Genomic DNA, 17511 nt, shown 5'->3' with positions numbered 1-17511 from the left:
CGCTCGTCGACCGCATCCGCAAGAGAAGTCGCGCGAGGCTCTGCGCGATCTGCTTCTGCGTCTCCCCCGGCAAGTTGAGCAAAGGCTCGGGAGTGTTTGTTCGTGCCCGAGTTCCGAAGCTCGGTGAGGGTCTGAGACGCTATGCGGTACAGCATATTCGGCCATACAGGTCGCCGAACGTCGCCGCCTCAATTATCTCATCCAGTTGCGGCGACCTCCAACGGTCACTTTGATCCAGATGAGCTTGGAGTTCTGCGGCTATTAGGCTATCTCCCCCAACATCAAAGAAGTTATCGTCTAAACTTATTTCGTCAGAACCTATAACTTCCTTGACCTGATCAAGAAAAATTCTCCTCGTGTCAGCGTTATTCGACATGTTATCGCTTCCTGTTTCGACTTCTTCTTTCGATATAGATCTTCTCTCTTCTTGTGGCTGCTCGTCTGGTGTCGTGGACACTTCCCCCCTTTGCTGTTCTCGTTCCCCGGACTGCCGCGGAACCGTCCGGCTCGCAGGCTGATCGTTCGGCCAGCATCGGTGACCGTCGAATGAGTACGCTGGAAGGGAAATGCGACGGCGAGTGCCGAACGGTTCCAATTGATCACTGGCCCGTTTCCAATCCACCACAACACCCGCGGCCCAGAGTGCCCCAAGGCATTCCAGAAGGACATGGCGGTCAGTGGATTCTTCATCGTTCTCGTCGCGCGCGGCTGGGACGATCGATGGAATTCGGGTCTTACAGTCGTCTGAGTTGATCGCTTCCAGTGCTAGACGCGCCAGATTTCGTGAAGGCCCGAGGTCAACGAGTGCAGCTACACCAGCCGCGACCACGGGCTTGAGAGCCCTATCAAATCGGAGAGTCTCGATCGCTTGCCTGCTCAAGTAAGTGCCCGGCAAGGGTATTTTCGCTTCATGCAGAGCTCCTGAGTTCAGAGCAATGGCCACATTCGGCAGACACTGTTCGAGGGCGCGAACCTGCGGGTCGATGATGTCGGACGCTGGTTTCGTCAGTTGAGAATGGCAGGGCACGCCACCTGTATTAAGGAGGTGGTTGGGAATCTGTAGCTGTTCGAGTTTTTCCTGAAATCCTTCGAGAAGTTCCCGCTTGCCGGTGAATACGACGCTGGCATTTGAGTTCACGACGCCGAGGCTGAGCTCGCCAGCTCTTGCTCTATCACTCCAATCGTCCTCTGTTAGGATACGCTCAGCGTCGTAAGGGCTGCACTTGGCCGCAAGCATAGCACCGTCGATATCAAGATTCACCATCGCGCGGCTCCGAACGACCGTCAGCCCAACAGCATCCTCTACCTTTAGAATGCCCGCCAGGGTGGCCACAACATATTCGCTCATTGTGTGTCCGACGAGATAATCGGCCCGCACTCCAAACAGTTCTAGCAAACGCGCCAGGGCGTATTGCACGGAGAAAATCATGACACTTATCTCTTCGAACGAAGCAGTCGCGTATGTGTCGTCGTGCCCAAACATGACCGTCTCGAGATCACGATCCATGACCGGGCGACTAGCGGCGACACACGCCAAGAAGGCCTTCCGGAAGTCTGGCACGTGATCAAAGAGGTCCTTGAACATCCGCGGGTGCTGCACTCCGGAGCCCGGCAACATGAACCCGATGGACGGAGAGGATAGAACCCGATCAGCCGTACCATCCGCCTCGTTCTCTAACCGCGCGATAGCCATGTCCAAGTTGCGCGCCACAACGACGGTTCGATGATCGAACTGGCATCTCCCTACGCGGAGCGTATGCGCGACGTCACCCAGATCGATATGGCGGTTGCGCCGCAGGAACGTGGCTAGATTCCGGCAGGCCCGACTTAACGCCGAAGGGGATTTTGCGGACAGGCATAGGGCATGCGAGCCCCGCGCGACGGAGCCGGGCCAAGCCGTTGCGGCACTGTCCCATTCCTGCAGCACAACGTGACAGTTGGTGCCGCCGATACCAAGGCCGGTGACTCCCGCAGTTCGAGGATGCCCCTGCGGACGGGGCCAGGGTCGAAGCTTCTCGTTGACGAAGAAGGGCGTGCCTTCCAGGCCCAAATCTTCGTTCAACCGATTAATGTTGATGGTCGGAGGGATTGCCCCATGCTCTAGGGTCAGAACTGCCTTGATGAAGCCCGCGACCCCTGCGGCGATGTTGGCATGACCGATGTTCGGTTTAATTGACCCGAGCGCACAGGCTTTGCCGGTTTCCTCTTGACCCGCGAAAGCCTCTGCCAATGCGCGGACCTCGATCGGGTCGCCGATCTTGGTCCCAGTCCCATGGGTTTCGATGTATTCCACGTCGTCAGGGCCGAGTGCCGCGGTGGCAAGTGCCTGGCGCACAACAGCGGTCTGGCCTCGCGCGCTAGGCGCCGAAAAGGACGATTTGGCGCGCCCGTCGTTGTTAATGGCACATCCTTTTACCACTGCGCGGATCGGATCACCCGCCGCAAGCGCATCTTCGAGGCGCTTGAGAACGACGACCCCTACCCCGTCTCCAAGCACCGTGCCATTCGCATCGGCGTCAAAGGTTCGGCACACACCGTCCGAAGAATTAATGAAATCCTTGACGTACTGGTACCCCGCTTGAGGGAAGGTGATGCTCGCTGCACCTGCCAGCGCCATGTCGCAATAGCCGGCCGCTACCGACTGAGCGGCGACTGCGATCGCCACTAGCCCAGTTGAACATGATGTTTGTACCGCAATGCTTGGGCCGTTGAGGTTCAGCATGTAGGACACGCGCGAGGCAAGGTAGTCCTTCTCGTTGCCGAGCTCCATCAGGAAAGCAAGTGGCGCGTTGGTGGGATCGCTGAGGTCGCCCTTCAAATGGTGCTGTAAATAGAGTGGGGAAGAAGAACCTGCGAACACTCCGGTCCGGCCTTCATGCTGGCTTGGCGCATATCCGGCCGACTCAAGGGCCTTCCAACAGCATTCGAGGAATAGGCGATGCTGCGGGTCCATCAGAGTCGCCTCACGTTTCGACAGATTCCAGAAGTCTGGATCGAAAAGGTCCACATCGTCGAGATGGGCGCCAACGCGCACATAATCGGAGCGCCTCAGGATGTCGGCCGGAATGCCCCGGGCTTGCAGTTCCTGCTCGGAGAGAGGGGCGATCGAAGAGACCCCTTGGCAGAGGTTTTCCCAGAGCGCCTCGACGGTCTCCGCGCCGGGAAAGCGTGCAGCCATACCAATCACCGCAATGTCCATCCCGGGGCCGCGTCCCTCGTTGGCCGCCCCAACACGCGCTCTCCCCGCCGATACTGGCGGTATTTTGGGGAACTCTCGATTGATGGGACGTCCCTGCCCGCCGCCGCGACTGCGAAGAAGAGCCTCCAGCTCTTTGAACGTCGGGTTGAGGAAGACCTCCACTACCCGGAGCTCTACCTTCAGACTCTCACGAAGCTGCGTGCAGAGGCGGGCAGCCAGAAGGGAGTGTCCGCCGCAGTCGAAAAAGTTGTCGCCCGGATCGGCAGCTTCGGCATGGAGAAGGTCGCGCCAGGCTGTGCGAAGTGCCGATTCGACCTCGTCGACACCGGTCACCAGAGCGCACGCCTCTTGCGCGAGCCCGCGAAGGCGCGACCGATCAAGTTTCCCGTTAGCCGCAATGGGCAATTCCCCTACCGCCACGAAATGCGCGGGTATCGCATAATGCGGTAACTCGGACTTCAAATGCGCTCGCAAAGGTGCCTCCCAGCCTTTGCAACCATCTCGCAGGACCACATAGGCGACCAATCGGTCCGGCTGGCCTGTCGTCGGATCGAGCTCAGGCAATACGGCGGCGGAGCAGACCCCGGAATAGCGAAGCAAGGCAGCTTCTACAGACCCGGGGACGACGCTGTAACCTCGGATCTTCACCATGAAAGCGCAGCGCCCGATAATTTCCAAGTGGCCACCTGGCAGCATGCGGCCAAGATCGCCAGTGCGGAACATCGTGCCATTTGCGCGAAACGGGTCGGGAAAGAACCTTTCGCGTGTCATCTCCGGGCTGCTGAGATATCCATGAGCCAAGACATCGCCGCCGACGAAGACCTCGCCTAGGAAGCCCCGTGGTACGGGGTCGCGTTGCTCCCCGAGAATATAGGCACTGACATTGTGCTGGGGCGGACCGACCGGTGCGACCCTTTGTATTGCCGTCGGATCCATGTCGCTCAAGTCAATATGCGCGACATCACTTGCCTCTACTGCCCCGTAGTAATTGATGATTCTGATGTGCGGCAGCGCGTCCTTTACACGCGCAAGCAACGCTGCTGTTAGTACCTCGCCTGATAGGTAGATCAATCTGAGATCCGGAAGGCGGGAGGGGAGGTCGAGGAAGCCGCTGCTGATAATCACGTCCAGCAGTGAAGGCGTTAGCAATATTCTGGAAATTCGATTTCGTTCCAGGTACTCGACCAGCTGGTGCGGATCGTAGATGACGTCGTCAGGGACCAGATAGGCTGGAATCCCGGCGAGGATCGGCCGCGTTATGTCCCCGAAGAGATTGACCGCCTCACGCTCACCAGGCGCGTACGGCAGCGCATGATAGCGCCATTGGTTGGCACATACGAGGCTTCGGTGGGGGCAGAGGACCCCTTTTGGTTCGCCAGTCGTGCCAGAAGAAAATCCAATCTGGGCCGGCGCATCGAGGTCCACCGCTTGGGGATTGGCCGGACTGGCCTTGCCGAGTTGTGCATCCCAACCCTCGTCGAGCGACAGCGCAATACCAGACCAGTCAGGCGGAAGCTTGTCTGCGAAACGGTTGTTGGTGACAACGATTTCAACACTCGCCTTCTCAAGTATCCGCCGTAGCGCAACCATGGGCTGCGCTTTGTCAAGCACGACGTAGGCGGCCCCTGTCTTAAGAATACCGAACAACGCGACGACGTATTCAAGCGAGGTATCCATCAGGATACCCACGCGCGAACCTCGGCTCTGACCATATCCGAGGAGGTGCCTGGATAGAATCTCGATCAGTTCGTCGAGTTCACGATATGTGATGGTCGCAGCCTCTGAAACGATGGCAGGACTGTTCGGTGTCAGAGCCGCCTGTTTGCAGAATTGCTCATGCAGCGTTAGATTACTATAGGGGAAGACCTCGCCGTGTTGGATGGACGCCGGAAGTTGTCGCTTCACCTCGCCAACCTCGCGCAGGAGGCTAGGCACCACCTCCTCTGTCATAGAATGCGTGTAAAAGTGATCGCCTTCAAACATAATCCGGGCGAACCGTGACGTCGTGAGCCGACGCCATTTGTCGAGATCATTGGCATTGACCGTTTCGTCTTGAGCCCCTCCCATTGCGGTGATCGCCGCCTTGATAGGTGTCGGTAAGTTTCGGCCGTAGGTCTCCGCGAGTTCGAAGTCGGCCCGCATCGGAGGCAAGATGAATTTACGAAGGAGTTCCTCGTTTGCCAGCGCCTCTTTGGGCACCAGACCTAGGCTCCGGACCACATCGGTTAACTTGTCATCCGCGTATCTATACATCGGCGGCTCATCCGCCGGCAGATCCGCCGACGGATGAGCAGACACGACAACATGGAAGGGAGATGGCCGACCGGCCTTTTCCAGGGAGCGGGCGGCCTCGTAAGCCACAAGGGCACCTGCGCTATGACCGAAGAAAACAAAAGGCCTATCGCTGTATGCCTGGAGCGCCTCGATGACCATGGGTACCAATACGTCCATGCTGCGAATGGCGGGCTCCGCTGATCGTTTCCCGCGCCCGGGAAGATCCAGGCAAATAAGTTCAACGTCGTCGGGGAGATAGTCCGGCCAATTACGGAACGACTGGACGCCCCCGCCCCCGTGCGGGAAACAGATTATCCTATACGACGCCTCAAGTGAGCTCTTCAAAACTCTAAGAAGCGCGTTGGCTTTATCAGTAATTTGTTCCATCTCAAACTACTCCACAAATAGTTCGTATGTAATTACCATCTTTATCCCCAAATACTATTTATTTATTCGTACAGTCCGTCGGGTGCCCGAGCGTGAAAAGGCCAAGTGCACTATAATCTCGCAACTCGCACTGGAGTTGTTGGAGAGCGGCCCTTTCTGATGTCGACCATCGCCTTGAGATGGCGGTAGTGGCGGCAGGATTACCACTGTCAGCGGTTTTGCGTTGCTAAGTGTCGATAAATTTCTTTGACGGATTTGTGACATGGTTTGCGCGAACCGGAGAGATTCTGATTAGGTGCCGTGACTGCCTGACAGCTTGGTCCAGGGCGGATTTGCATAGGCTTATGGGAGCGAAGGGCCGTCGATCGATGTTATGTCGCATACGCCAACGAGCGCGATGGACTGGCGCAGGTTCTCCAGCCAGCGGTAGCTCTCCTTCGTCTCGATCGGCACGCGCGTGGGATTGATGTGCCGCTTGAGCGCGAGCGTTCCCTTGAATTTCGTTCGTGTCCAGAACTTCACCGCCGTCAGACCGAGGGGTGTGCCGGTGAGGGTGATGGCCAGGCTCGAATGCATCAGCACCCCGCACAAAGTCAGCACGTTGGGCTGCCCGGCCTTGTAGCGCCCGGCGTTGATGGTCTGATTTTGCCCGGCTGCGCGCGGCTGTAGATGAATTCGGTCGTGTCCTGCAGGATAAGGATCGGACCTTCGCTCGCCGCAATGCCCGCCGCGGTCGCGGCGAAATGGCCGGCCAGAAGCTATGTTCGGTCGCACGCGGGTTATCAAAGAAGCGGTAGGCCGCCTTCGCCGCCGCCCAGTCGCCGCAGGCCGCCGGGATTGGCTTGCCCGGCGCAGCTGACATCTGATCCAGCAACCGTCGCAGCCGACGGGCCAGACGCTTGTCGGGAAGGGCCGCCGCAGAAAGCTCTTCCTCCTGCCAAGCGCTCTCGCTGCTGGTGGTCTTGTCTCGCATCCGTGACGCCTCCGTGATTCGGCGTCACGGACAGAATCACGGCAGATTCATATGGGGCAATAGGCCCGCCGACGATGTGGGTAATCGGAAGTCGGGCCGGATGGGTACGACCTTCGGCGTTATGTTCGGGAAGAAGGTCGGTGGCTTTAGCCGGGCCAGATGGGGTTCTCTTGTCATAAGACAAGAGAACATGATGGGACACGACCTATTTTTATTTTAGCGTCTGCGCTGGCACGAGGGATAGCAGATCGTGCCTAGTCGCCAACGGTCGGAAATGGCGTAATCGACCAATGGAGCGAATCGACGGCACGCTGAAGGATCGCTTCAGTGCAAGCAAGGCTGGGTGAAGTGGCAACGACATGTCCGAGGCTGTCTCGGTAATCGCCTTTCCTAATGATCCGCGCCTTGGGTTCAAGATAAAATTTGATCTCGGCAACACCTGGTACATTAGCTTCCCGAGTGTCGTCGGCGGTCCACTCGAGGATGCCATCGCGATCAGCAACTAGGAACCGCGCGGCCGCAATGTGCGAATGCTTTTTATGCAAATCCCATTCTTCGCCAATAGCAAGTTTGATGTGCGCCGTGACGACATCGATACCGTAAGCCAGTTGAAGCAGTTGGGGGACCGGCGCACCATGTAGCCGCGGATTGACTTCAATGACGACCGGGCCACGCTTCGTCCACCGGAATTCAATGCCCCATGGCCCCCAGCCAAGCCCGAGAGTTCGCAAACAGCTCAGCGCAACATCGGCGATACGCTCATGCTCATTATCACTCAGCGGGGCCGGAATGGTCCACGCACGGCTGACGAAATGCGGTGGAGGGCCGCCCTCAACGGTGCCAATCCCAATGATTTGATCTCCCATTATATCGGCCCAATAAGAAGGGCCTTGTGCGAATTCTTCGACCAGTATCCTCGGCGGGGACCGCCATATGTGCTGCCCGCTCAACAAATAGGTCGTCTGTTCCGCTAACTCATCGACGTCGCGGCACAATCGAACACCCATGCTGCCGCTGCCTACGGTTGGCTTAACAATCACTGGCAGCCCAATCTCCGCGGCAGAGCTTTGTACGTCCGTCCTATTCGCAGCCAAGCGATATGCGGGAATTGGAACGCCAGCTTCCGCGAGTAGCTGACGTTGAATGAATTTGTCGTAACATTGTTCGATAGAGTCTGGGTTCGGTCCCGGTAGATCGAAATGCCGGCAGAGCTTGCCAACTGTTGCATAGACCGACTCATCATTGCCCGAAAAACCGGTAATGCCAGCAATGTCATAGGTCATTCCTACCCGGGAACACTCGCGGATCAGCGCATCGAGATTGTCTGTATCAATGCGGATTGCCTCACTTCTTTCCGCCGCAAGATAATCGTACTGAGCTGGATCAGTCGACATGGTAATTGGATGAAGGCCAAGACGCTGCGCCGCTTGGACATATAGCAGACCGTTGCCCCTTGGATGGCCTTCAATCAGGATAAGCGCCTTTCTTGTCATCTGCGTTGACCTCCATTGCGTGCTGCACTGAGGCCGTAGCAATATCAGCATAGGCCTTGTCTGTGCCGGACCTCAGATTGGGGTGAATGTAACAGGGTCAGTGATCTGCAGTCGCAAAGGTTCTGTAAATTCATTTGAAGCTTCTGTTGCGGCGGATGATTGAACACCAGCGAGCAGTTCCAGCGGCTGATGACCGACCACGGCATCATCTGTTCGATGAGCCGGTCAGGCAACGTCTGGGACAATGCTGCGATGGAGAGCTTCTTCTCGTCGCTGAAGACCGAACGCACGCGCGCAAGTTCTACAGGACGAGGGATGACGCCAGGGCCGATGTGTTCGATTATATCGAGCGCAGCTCTCCTCCTCCCTTGCCACGCCGGCGGCAGCCACCAGTACGTTGGCGAGCCGGGCGATCACTATGGCCCGTTGCGCTGATGGCGAGCGGTAATCTGATTCCGACTGCCGTCCTCAAGCGTAAGGCCGTCGTCTATGTGTGGCCTGCTGCCGGTTTTCGGACACTCAGTTAGCTTCTACAACCCCGGCGAAGGCAAGACACTCTAGGTTATCTGAGCCCCGGCGAGTTAGGCGCAACATGAGAACCCTGCCACCCCTGACGCGATCTCTCGTGGCCGTTCGTCAACTCAGCTTGCCGCTCGTCTCGCAGAAGCTGAACGGGCTCAATCATCATGGCCCGTCCTTTGCTTGGAGTAGGCGCGGCACTCCCGAGCAAAGCAGGATAATGTCTTTTACGTCGGTGTCGATGCGTCGAAAGACATGCCATGGCGATTGCCGAAGGCGGACGGAACGGGGAGGTCCGCTATGTCGGCGAGATCGAGGCGACCCCGGCGGCGGTGGAACGCTACGTGCGCTGGAGAAAAAGCACGGTCGCCTGCATTTCTGCCCCGAAGCCGGGCCGACCGGCTACGGGCTCTATCGGCAGATCGTTGAGCTCGGCCACCGCTGCGATGTCATTGCGGCCTGATCCCGAAGCCCTCGGGCGAGCCCATTAAGACCAACCGACGTCACGCGGTCAGCCTGGCGCGGCTGCTGCGGCCGGCGAATTGAAGGGAATATGGGTTCCGGACGCGGTGCATGAGGCGGTGCGCGATCTTGTACGTTCGGACCTCTGCGAGCGAGGATCTGCGCAACAAGCGTCAAAAGCTTCTTTCCGTTCTATGCGAAGCTATCATAGCTTTGTCCTCGACGGAGAGCCTCGCCGGAAACGGCTTCGATCAAGAGCTTGTGAAGCTCAATGAAACCCCGTTTGCTTTAAGCCTGCAAAGACTAAGCGCCGGCTGCCCCTTGCCACGGTCATAACGTCTAGATGGGTAACGGGCCGCCAAGCCAGCCCCCGGAGCTGAGAACGGCCGTTCAGTTGGCTTACAGGCCACCGTTTTTTCAACCCGCTGACGACCGGCGTTTGGTGAATGCAGCTTCCACTGCCGGCTCGAAAAAGCGCCCCTGGAACTCCATGAACCAAGCATGTTGCGCGGCGTCATGGATGTTCATCAGCCTGTCCTGCTTGGCACGGTCCTGGGCGCCTGGTCTAACGTATTTTCCCGGGTCTTGCTGCCATCGGCGAAATACGGAGGGACTTGCCTCGGGATGGAATTGGAATCCAAAGGCCTTCTCGCCGTAACGGAATGCTTGGTGCTCAAATAGCTCGCTTTTGGCCAGGAGGTCGGCGCCGGCCGGAATCTCGAATTGGTGATAGTGCGCCTCCGCGACGTGCAGCCGTTCCGGGAGATAGGCTTTCCCGACCTCGGTTGCGACGATTTCATAGTAGCCGAACTCGCCCGGATCGCCAGGAAGAGGTCCAACCTTCGCGCCGAGGACGGTAGCCATGACTTGGGCGCCAAGGCAGATCCCAAGCAGGGGGACGTTCTGCTTCAGGCATTGCTCGGCCCATTCTTTTTCGTCCCTGAGAAACGGGTACTCGTGATCGTCGAAGACGTTAAATTTCCCGCCAAAGATCACGCTGCCGACGACCGATGCATCCACATCGTCTAACCGCTCACCCAAGAAGGGTCTGATCGTTTGGGGGAGGACGCCGTGCGCCCGGAAGAATTCAACGACCCGGTCGTCCTCCGGACCATCTTCATGCCGAACCAATACAACACGAGCCACTATAGTCTCCCGTTCCAACGCTAAGAATCCAGCTTCAGGTTCGGTTTTTGGATCGAGTTCTGCCAACGTGAAGCCTGGACTGGCGGAGCCGCCCTGCATGTCGACACTGGGATCAATCGACTTGGCTTCCGCGTCGAGGAGCTCGGTGGCCTGAAACGTCTGATCCAGGTCGCACGCATTTTTTCGATCTGGTCATGAGCCACTTGGCTTGCGCCGACGATCCTTCAGATCCCCGCAATAGGAGGCAGATTTAGACCTTCTGCGAGGTTCGAAACGACCGGCTGATATTGACTGCGAGTCGCGACCAACTCGACAGCCCTGCTCGACGAAGCTGCGCAACGGCAATGACACTGCGCGAGGCCCTCAGGTTCCCCTTCTGGCGCGAGATCGCAGATTGGATAAGCGGCGGATCGAGATGGTGACTGTGTTACACCGCCCCTGTCGACGCTCACCTGGATTCGAGTCGGAATCTCGTCCTGACCGCCGCGCTGCGGCGACCAACGGCTCAGAGCGTTTCGCCCGGCGGTGCGGAGATGTAGCAGGACGCATAGATGTAGCCAGTCGTGCGCTCTAGATGATCCTCCATGCCGAGTTTGGCCATAGCCTTCAGGATCGCCTGCCGCTCCGTCGATGTGGAGAAGCGGCGCTGGCGCTGTCTGAACCGTTCTACGAGCCGTGTTTCCAACGAGAAAGCCCGAAAGGCCGCCGCGATGTCGTCGTACCTGAAGGGGTGCATTGCGAAGGCGACGACCCACGGGCGTGACGACGCCGACGCCTCATACACGCGTGCAAAGGTTGCCTCGGTTGCGTAACCCACACAGCCTGTGCTGATGAGGATATCCGCATCCGCGAGTGCGCTACGTTCCTCTACCATCAAGTCACGAGTTTCCACATCGGCCGTGACGCCAGCCTCCAACAGACCCAGATCCAGCGCATAGCGAACAGCCCGGAACGATGGATCCACGCCGACGAACTGGATGTCGTCGCGGAGGCCCTGTTTGCGAAAAAAGGCGCGATGCTCAATGTCCTGTCGGCGCGACAGCGATCCGCTGGGATCCAGATAGGCAGCATACAGATCGTCGAGGTCGAGATCGGTTCGCAGCAAGGCAGCGTTGACACCATAGGAGCAACCTACATCGATTATCTTCAACTTCGTCTTTTTTCGAACGCGTCGATAATCGGCGAAGATCCATTCGAAAATCGGCTTGGCCCGATCTGGAAGCATATAGTCCAGGAGCAAACACGCCCGTAAATAGGCGTGCGGCCATCTGCGATTGTAGGTCGCCGTGAAATCGTACTTCGCCCCTTGAATTCTGCTGCGCTCTGCACTTGATGCCTGACCTGACATGCTGCTTTCCTTCTTCGCTTCAGTGATCGCAATCTCACCACGACATATTAGTATCGCTCGCCAGCTCCTCCCGCCTCACGAGAGACGTTTCAAAAGTCGTGCCAGGCTGGGCAGAGGCCTAAAAGCGATTTTTCTGCACATCAACTCAATTGCTTAGTGCAACGGGACGCTAAGTCTGCTTAGTGCAATGGGAGGCTAAGTCGACATCACGGTGTCGCGTACTCGACACTCTGGCAATCTCGATGCACGTCGCTATCCCAGAATGGACATGTGTTCGTCCCCGTGGGTCAAAATCCCCCGGGTATGGTCACTTGAAACTCCCCCAACTGTTGATCACCGGCAGCGCTACCGAACAGCGGTAGCCGGTAAGGCAGGACGTCAATTTTCGCCCCTTTCCTACAGGGAGGGGAACGGGAGTTGAACGTCTTGAACGCATATCTGCAAAGCACCGTACTAGGCTAAGGCTAGGCCCGGCCCCATGAAGGGCTTCCATTGATGCGGCTGTCGTGATTCACGGTCTCGAGATGGAGTTCATTGATGAATCGCGCCTATTTCTGGCTGGCGGATGCGCAATTTGCGAGACTGAAGCCGCACCTGCCCACTACACGCGCGGCAAGCCACGGGTGGACGACCGCCGCGTCATCAGCGGCATCATCCATGTCATCAAGAGCGGCGGTCGTTGGGTCGATGCGCCAGCAGCGTATGGCCCGAGAAAGACACTCTATAACCGCTTCCAGCGCTGGGCGGCCAAGGGCGTATGGAGCGATATCTTCCATGCACTTGCCGGTGCTGATGGACCGCCGGCCCAGCTTCTCATCGATTCCTCGGACGCGCGAGCGCATCGTTGCGCGGCCGGGGATAAAGGGGGGACAATCAGGCCATGGCCGATCACGCGGCGGACGCACCACCAAGATCCACGCCCTGACCGACGGCCTGTGGCGGCCCGTCGCCTTTATGCTCACGGGCGGCCAGGTCGCGGACTGCAACGCGGGCGAGGTGCTTCTCGGACAGATGCCAGAAACCAGTCTCGTCAATGCCGACAACGGCTACGATAGCAATGCCATCCGCCGCCAGATCAGTGAACGGGGAGCCTTCGCAAACATCCCGCCTAAAGCCAATCGCATCTGGAAAAACTGCTTCTCACCCTTCCTCTACCGCGACCGGAACGCAATTGAGCGCATGTTCTGCCGCCTCAAGGATTTCCGCCGGATAGCAACGAGATACGATCGCCTCGAAACTAATTTCCTCGCCGCAGTCTGCATCGCCGCGACCGTACTTGGTCGCAACACCAGCCAGCGCGAGATTCAAAGATTGACGGGTGTCGATCGCAAGACGATACGGCGTTACCGAGCGCAGGGGTGGGGGCAAATTCCCCCGGGGAAGTGGCCACAGCTCGGCAAGCGCGGAGGACCAAATTCCTCCACCCGACCACCGGCTTTTGGAGTGTCGGGAGCGACGGTCACCAGCAGCGTGGCCCGCTCGGCCTGCGAACCGCATCGGACGTGGATCGAAGAACAGTCCGCCTGAAGCGAAATGCGCAGGCGATTTATCAGGACTTGATCGATCAATTGGGCTTCCCGTCCAGCTACCAGAGCGTCAAGCGATTTGTCCGCACGTTACGACACACCGATCCCGAGCAGCTTGATCGTTGAGTTCCTTCCCGGCGAGGAGGCTCAGGTCGACTATGGCGGGGGCGCGCTGATGACGTCAGATTTTCCAAACGGCCTATAAGTAAGACTATTTAGCTTAAGATGGCATCTTTCATCCCTTTTCATAATTCGATGATGCCGAAGTTTACGGCTGTTATCGCAGCGACCGTTCTGCTAGCGGCGTCCATTTTTCGCATGACATTTTTTATATGGAAGTTGACAGTGTCTACGGAGATTCCCAAAATTATTCCTATTTCCCACGACGATTTTCCTTTCGCCGTCCATAAAATGCACTCTTTTTCTCTCGGAGAAAGGTCAGGAACTTCCCCGACCCCATTCGAACTGGAGAACTTCGCCACCCTCAGATGAAAATGTAACGCGGCAAGTTGCAACCAGCCGATTGCTTTATCTGGAAATTCGCGGTCGCAAGGTCGAGCAAAACTCATGACCGCGAAGCTGCCATCCGGGCCGTGCAAGGGAACGCTAATGCCTGACATTAAGCCGAAGCTCGCAGCCTCATCGAAAACGCGACGCTCGTCTTCAGTCGTGCTTGCGTTTTTATACACCTCGCTCCATCGGAAGGCGCCTGCCCGCTTTCGACTCGTTTTCACGATCGGGTCTATTCTGTCATAACCCATTTCGAGACAGCGCTCCTGCCATTGATGAGGATAGGTCAGGATGACGGCCGGATGTTGTCGGATGGGCCTGAAGCGTCTTTGGTCGGGCGGGGAGCCATAGGCGATCCACGGGCAACCGAAATTACGTGCAAAACCAGACAACAGATCGAACAACTTCTCGAATTGAGCAACGGTATCACTCTGTTCGAGAAACCGGCCGAGCTCGACGGCAAACGCCACTCTAGCCGCCTTCGGGAAATGCAGCGACGGGGCCCAAGAATATCGGTCGGACACTCTGGTTGCCTGCCCTCGAAATCGGGGGGCAGCGATCGGCGGTGGTTTCATCGTTCTCTGCTCCGCAGCCATTTCGCCGGATGCTTTCACTGACGCACAAGGATTCCGGCCGTGACGGCTGAGGCTGCACCCGGTCCTCGGTAGGCGGGAATCGCCAAAAACCTACCACATTACTAAATTGCATAAGTTATCTTTGCACGAAGAGTACGTTTCGTTAATTTTGCAGAATTTTAATATAGCGAATAATTTAGTTCATTAATGTCGTTCTATACTTTTCCTGTCGATACTTACCGCATTTCCGCGCAATCCCTGGCAGGAGCTTCATTCTCGACTTCTCGCGCATGGAAAGCCGGGCAAGACAGATCTTGCAGAATACTCACGGGGCTTTTCCGAAGATGTTCTCTGCTTCGGCCGGAGCTTCCATCGCACTAAAGGCAGCAGTGCAAGGCGCTTCGGCTGAGGCTAAGGATCGTATTCAACCAGCGGGAACGTTGCCGAGTTGCGCGGGGAGGTCGACAGATTTGCAAGCCTCCATCGCAAAATGGAGGCACGCTGGCAGCAAGAACCAGAGATGCAGGCGGCTGACCGGCGGCTGACCGTGGCTGCGATCACTCTGGCCCGGCACCATCCAAGTTCGCCGCCGAACTGCTCAGTGAGGAGATCGAGTTGCTGGAGGGCCTATATCGACATGGAACCGGGGACGGCTACTTCTGGGTCTACAGGACCGATGTCCAGCAGATCCCCGCCTTGACGGACTCCGGCCTCGGAAAGCTGCCTGACTCCCGCGTTTACGCTTGATGGTCGCGCAACATCGAAGGCAGCTTTCTGGCTAGGCCGAGCTTGCACCAACGCCCCGGCGGAGTGCCAGGGCAGGTCGTCCACCAAATCCGATCACAAGGTCCAACTTCAGGTCCACCAGAGAACAAGATCCGGCCGCGCAAACCCGAAAAAGCTGTTCAGCACCAGGCGACGCTTTCCGTTGCCCGATTGACCGGTGACCCCGTGAACGAAACCGCCATCGATCAGGCCGATATCCCCCGCCCTGAGCTGGAAGTCGCGACAAGGAACGCCTTCGAGATAGGCTGCCGAATAGGGATAGCCCGTAGTCTCCACACCTTGCGACTTTCGGTCGGTGACCGTCGGCTTGTGGCTCCAGAGCCGCAGATTGCCACCTTCCTCGGGCATGCTGGGATAGAAGTTGAGTGCTGCGACGGTGTTGTGCGCCACCGCAGAAAGCTCGTAATCGTTTCCAGCACATAATACTTGAGCGACGTCGTCGTGGGGGTCCAAGGAGAATGTGCCGCTGCCAGACCAACTGAGAGCGCGACAAACATTAGCCTGACCGTGCTCCGAACGGGCCAGCCGCAATTCAATGCCCTGTTTGCGAAGCTCGCGCTTCAACGCGTCGAACAATGCTCGGACCGGATCAACCAGATTCTCAAAAAGGGCGTCGACGTACGGTCGCGCAGTCTCCGCCTCTGCGAAATAGGTGGCTGCATCCTTCCGGTAGTGGGATGCGCCGACATATTGTCCGGGGACGCCATCCTTACGCTCCTTGAGACCGGGACTGCCACTGAAGTTCGCGGTGATCTCCTCGGCTATTTCGGTGCTGAAAGCTTGCCTGATGTGCAGAGCAGTGATCTCACCTTTCAGGACTGAGATGATGTCCGCAGTGCTGATCAAGCCGGTTCGTTCTCTGATCGCAACTGGCGAGGTGGCCGGGGCTTGGGATACTTGATTAGCCTTCATTGGCTTGCTCCTTTAGTGCGTGATCAAGGATGGCGATGCCCTTATCGAGTTCGTCATCGGTGATGGTTATCGGTGGGAGGACTTTGATGACGTCGCGATTTGGTCCTGAAGATTCGATCAGCAGGCCATTTTCGAATGCGACGTCGTGCACACGGCCGACAACGGCCTGTGAACGGCATTTGAGACCGGCCATCAGACCACGGCCGCGCTTTTGTTCGATGCACGTGGGAAATTTCGCAACGAGGTGGTCAAGGTGCGTTTGCAGCTTGACCGCAGCCCGCTCGATGCCTGCAGTAAACTGGCAATCGGACCACATTTTGCACATGGCTCCTGCTGTCACGAAAGCGAGATTGTTGCCTCTGAAAGTCCCGCTATGTTCTCCGGGATTCCAAATGTCCACCTCCGGGCGAATCAGAACAATGGAGAACGGACTACCTGAACCGCTTAGGGATTTCGAAAGGCATACGATATCGGGTTCGATTTTCGCGAATTCAAATGAGAAGAAATCGCCCGTTCGTCCCGCACCTGCCTGAATGTCGTCAACGATCAAAACAACGTCGTGCTTGCGGCAAATCCGCTGAATTTCTGCCAGCCAAGGTGCAGATGCAGTGTTCATGCCGCCTTCTGCCTGGATGGTCTCCAGAATGATTGCGGCTGGCTTTTCTATGCCGCTCCCTGGGTCGCCCAATACGGAGTCAATGTAATTCGCGGAATCGAAAGCTTGGGTAGGGTAGCCGTCATAGGGGACACGGATCACATCGTGGCGCGCGACGCCGCCCAGTTTCCTGGTTGACGCCGAACCCGACACTGCCAGAGAGCCGAGCGACATACCATGGAACGCATTCGTGAAGGCCATGACGCTTGAGCGGCCGGTATATTTTCGCGCCAGTGCCAGCGCTGCTTCGTTAGCATTCGTGCCGGTCGGCCCAGGAAATTGTATCTTGTAAGAAAGCCCCCTGGGCTTCAGGATCGAATCCACAAACGCTTCAATGAAGTCACGCTTTGCCGCTGTATACATGTCTAGGGATAGGAGAATGTTCTCGCCAACCATATATTCGATAGCTGGCGCAATAATGTCTGGATGGTTGTGTCCGTAGTTGAGTGCGCCGGACCCTACAAGGAAATCGATATAAGGGTTACCGGCCTCGTCCCAGATTGTCGCCCCAAGGGCCTTCGTAAAGACTGTAGGAAACGACCGCCCGTAGCGACGAACGTTGGACTCATGAGCCGTAAAAATTTCAGTGTTCATTTCAGGGTCCCTCTGCGTGTCGCGCCGCTTCAACGAGCAGTGATTAAATGCGTTTGGTTTGTTGCGGATGTTTTCAGCTTCACTTGAAGATCGGAACGGTCCGGGCGGAACTTTGCACGGTCGTCACTTCCCATGCACATGTTAGCAATGCC

The 17511-nt window shown here is 57.5% G+C and carries 8 protein-coding genes and 5 pseudogenes; 4 read left to right on the top strand and 9 right to left on the bottom strand.

All coding sequences use genetic code 11. The features are described 5' to 3' along the window. Positions 1–139: 139 nt before the first annotated feature. From NKI69_RS06460 to NKI69_RS06445, 4 genes and pseudogenes are all read right to left on the bottom strand, one after another. The gene (locus NKI69_RS06460; protein WP_352720528.1) at positions 140–5860 is read right to left on the bottom strand and encodes an alpha/beta fold hydrolase; all 5721 of its coding nucleotides are present in this window, start codon (positions 5858–5860) and stop codon (positions 140–142) included. Between the two features lie 342 nt (positions 5861–6202). Continuing rightward, on the bottom strand, positions 6203–6436 hold the full coding sequence (locus tag NKI69_RS06455; RefSeq protein ID WP_352720760.1) for a hypothetical protein: 234 nt from the start codon (positions 6434–6436) through the stop codon (positions 6203–6205). 256 nt (positions 6437–6692) lie between these two features. Next, positions 6693–6833 (bottom strand): annotated as a pseudogene (locus NKI69_RS06450) (IS4/Tn5 family transposase DNA-binding protein); the annotation flags it as partial. 254 nt (positions 6834–7087) lie between these two features. Beyond that, entirely contained in the window at positions 7088–8326 is a 1239-nt protein-coding gene (locus tag NKI69_RS06445) for an ATP-binding protein (RefSeq protein WP_352720526.1), read from the bottom strand. A 165-nt stretch (positions 8327–8491) separates the two neighbouring features. On the opposite strand from NKI69_RS06445, the pseudogene NKI69_RS06440 reads away from it, so the two are divergent. Then, positions 8492–8691, top strand: a pseudogene (locus NKI69_RS06440) (IS3 family transposase); the annotation flags it as partial. A 405-nt stretch (positions 8692–9096) separates the two neighbouring features. Further along, positions 9097–9490, top strand: a pseudogene (locus tag NKI69_RS06435) (transposase); the annotation flags it as partial. Positions 9491–9724: 234 nt separating this feature from the next. Here NKI69_RS06435 and NKI69_RS06430 read toward each other — a convergent pair. Beyond that, on the bottom strand, positions 9725–10453 hold the full coding sequence (locus NKI69_RS06430) for a glutamine amidotransferase-related protein (protein WP_352720524.1): 729 nt from the start codon (positions 10451–10453) through the stop codon (positions 9725–9727). A 505-nt stretch (positions 10454–10958) separates the two neighbouring features. Continuing rightward, a complete protein-coding gene (locus NKI69_RS06425; RefSeq protein WP_352720522.1) occupies positions 10959–11801 on the bottom strand; it encodes a hypothetical protein in 843 nt (280 codons plus the stop codon). A 537-nt stretch (positions 11802–12338) separates the two neighbouring features. Here NKI69_RS06425 and NKI69_RS06420 point away from each other — a divergent pair. Together NKI69_RS06420 and NKI69_RS06415 are read left to right on the top strand one after the other, a co-directional pair. Beyond that, positions 12339–13076 (top strand): annotated as a pseudogene (locus NKI69_RS06420) (IS5 family transposase); the annotation flags it as partial. Further along, positions 13071–13499 (top strand): annotated as a pseudogene (locus NKI69_RS06415) (IS21 family transposase); the annotation flags it as partial. The pseudogenes NKI69_RS06420 and NKI69_RS06415, both read left to right, overlap by 6 nt. A 73-nt stretch (positions 13500–13572) precedes the next feature. On the opposite strand, the gene NKI69_RS06410 reads toward NKI69_RS06415, so the two are convergent. From NKI69_RS06410 to ectB, 3 genes are all read right to left on the bottom strand, one after another. Continuing rightward, the gene (locus NKI69_RS06410) at positions 13573–14307 is read right to left on the bottom strand and encodes a helix-turn-helix transcriptional regulator (protein ID WP_352720520.1); all 735 of its coding nucleotides are present in this window, start codon (positions 14305–14307) and stop codon (positions 13573–13575) included. Positions 14308–15267: 960 nt separating this feature from the next. Then, positions 15268–16110, bottom strand: a complete 843-nt coding sequence (locus NKI69_RS06405; RefSeq protein WP_352720518.1) for a 2OG-Fe(II)-dependent halogenase WelO5 family protein — start codon at positions 16108–16110, stop codon at positions 15268–15270. Then, positions 16100–17359, bottom strand: coding sequence for a diaminobutyrate--2-oxoglutarate transaminase (ectB, locus tag NKI69_RS06400; RefSeq protein WP_352720516.1), 1260 nt, complete (start codon positions 17357–17359; stop codon positions 16100–16102). Before ectB ends, NKI69_RS06405 begins: the two co-directional genes overlap by 11 nt. Positions 17360–17511: the final 152 nt, after the last annotated feature.

Origin of the sequence: Mesorhizobium sp. M0491 (assembly GCF_040321265.1) — a bacterium.
Taxonomy (GTDB): domain Bacteria; phylum Pseudomonadota; class Alphaproteobacteria; order Rhizobiales; family Rhizobiaceae; genus Mesorhizobium.
Note: the sequence above shows the minus strand (reverse complement) of the source record. Positions and strands in the feature narration are given on the sequence as shown.